The sequence below is a fragment of the Phytoactinopolyspora endophytica genome (assembly GCF_004138495.1).
Lineage (GTDB): Bacteria > Actinomycetota > Actinomycetes > Jiangellales > Jiangellaceae > Phytoactinopolyspora > Phytoactinopolyspora endophytica.
Genome location: NZ_ML142861.1, coordinates 96,268 through 97,852 on the forward strand (window position 1 = coordinate 96,268; position 1,585 = coordinate 97,852).

The 1,585-nt window shown below is 63.6% G+C and carries 1 protein-coding gene and 1 pseudogene; one reads left to right on the forward strand and one right to left on the reverse strand.

The window, feature by feature from the left end:
• Positions 1-431 precede the first annotated feature (431 nt).
• Positions 432-842 carry a cobalamin B12-binding domain-containing protein gene (locus ELR45_RS22695; protein WP_129668379.1) on the reverse strand — a complete coding sequence of 137 codons (411 nt, stop codon included), beginning with the start codon at positions 840-842 and terminating at the stop codon, positions 432-434.
• A gap of 389 nt (positions 843-1,231) precedes the next feature.
• Here ELR45_RS22695 and ELR45_RS38760 point away from each other — a divergent pair.
• Positions 1,232-1,585 (forward strand): annotated as a pseudogene (locus ELR45_RS38760) (hypothetical protein); the annotation flags it as partial.

The following is a 1,585-nucleotide window of genomic DNA, read 5'->3' on the forward strand; positions in this document are numbered from 1 at the left end:
GGCGCCGGCGACGGGCACGACGATCAACCCGGCCGCCGCGACAGTCGCGGCGGCAAGCGTTCCTCGCCGCCTACGCACGTCACTGCGCGCCGGCCTCCGGGCCGAGATCGGCAACGCTGACGCATGCTGCCTGTGCTGTGCCGGAAATGTCTGTTCAGACACCAAATCACCCCACTTGCATAGAAGGTGGGGCTATTACATCGGATAGGTCTAGACCTCTGATAGACCTCGCGCCGACGAATCGGTGAACGGCAGCAAAATCTCCGGCACCCGCGGCACGGCGGATACATCATTCACGTCAGCAGCGGCGCTCGCTGAGTGTCAGCGACGTCTTATGGGGTACTGGCAGGCCACGAACGTCACTGACATTCAACAAGCAATCAGGAGGTGGGCTGCACGACGGACTCGGGCACGCCGATGCACGCGAACTCTCAACTCGGCTGGTGCGTGCGGAGCGTGTTCACCCATTCGACGATGTCCTGGGTACTGGCGCCAGGTGTGAAGATGCGGGCGACTCCCATCTCTTCCAGGAGAGTGATGTCCGCACCCGGGATGATTCCGCCGCCGAAGACGACGATGTCCGTGGCGTCCCGCTCCTCCAGCAACTCCAGCACTCGCTTGAACAGGGTCATGTGCGCGCCAGAGAGGATCGACAAGCCGATGGCCTGGGCGTCTTCCTGAATCGCGGCCTCGACCACTTGCTCTGGCGTCTGGTGCAGTCCCGTGTAGACGACCTCGACGCCGGCGTCGCGCAACGCACGCGCCACCACCTTCGCGCCGCGGTCGTGTCCATCCAGTCCCGGCTTGGCCACTACCACCCGTAATGAGTGCACATGCGTCATCCGATCCTCCACACAAGCAGGCTACCTGCGCGAGCGTCGATTCCTCTACATCTGAGCGCCGAGATCGCCCGCCCGATGTGACGAAGGTCACACCTTGTTGACGCAACTTCGCAAATGTGACGACCCTCACAGGCCTCGGCGTGTCGTCGCAGGTCACAGCATGGTTACGAAATGTGATCTCCACCCTCCCGCACACACGGCCCGCATAAGTCCCGACCGAACACCGCCGAGTCATTTGTGGTGGGGTCCGTGGACCGGCTATGGTCCCGGAGTCCGCAGTTCCCGTCGGAAGGTTCATAGGGGTGTCGAGTCGCTCAGGTAGCGCCGGCCACGGTCGACATCGTCGACGTAGGCACGTCACCGTCCCCTCCGTCGTGGGATCCGTAGCAATGGCGGCAGCAGCCTCTGGCGCGCTCGTCATGCCCCACGCATCAGGTTCGAGTGGTTCGGATACCGAAACCATCGACGCCGTTCCCGAACGGCCGATGACCTCCGTATCCAACGCAGGCGCTCTGGATTCAATCTCCGACGCCGGTAAATCACTCACCTCGGAAGCCAGCGAGACAGCGTCGGAAGCCCATGACGGTATCGTCAGGCAACAGCGAGAAGAAGCCGCCGAGGCGGCCGCTCGCGCCGAGCGGGAGGCAAAGCGCTGGGTGACCCCGGTGACTGCCAGCTACCGCATCTCGGCCGGTTTCGGTTCCTCTGGTCAGATGTGGTCCGGCACCCACACGGGTGTCGAT

Bases quoted from the DNA above. Each gene is read 5' to 3' on its own strand.
- ELR45_RS22695 (WP_129668379.1), bottom strand. From the start codon at position 842: ATGACGCATGTGCACTCATTACGGGTGGTAGTGGCCAAGCCGGGACTG.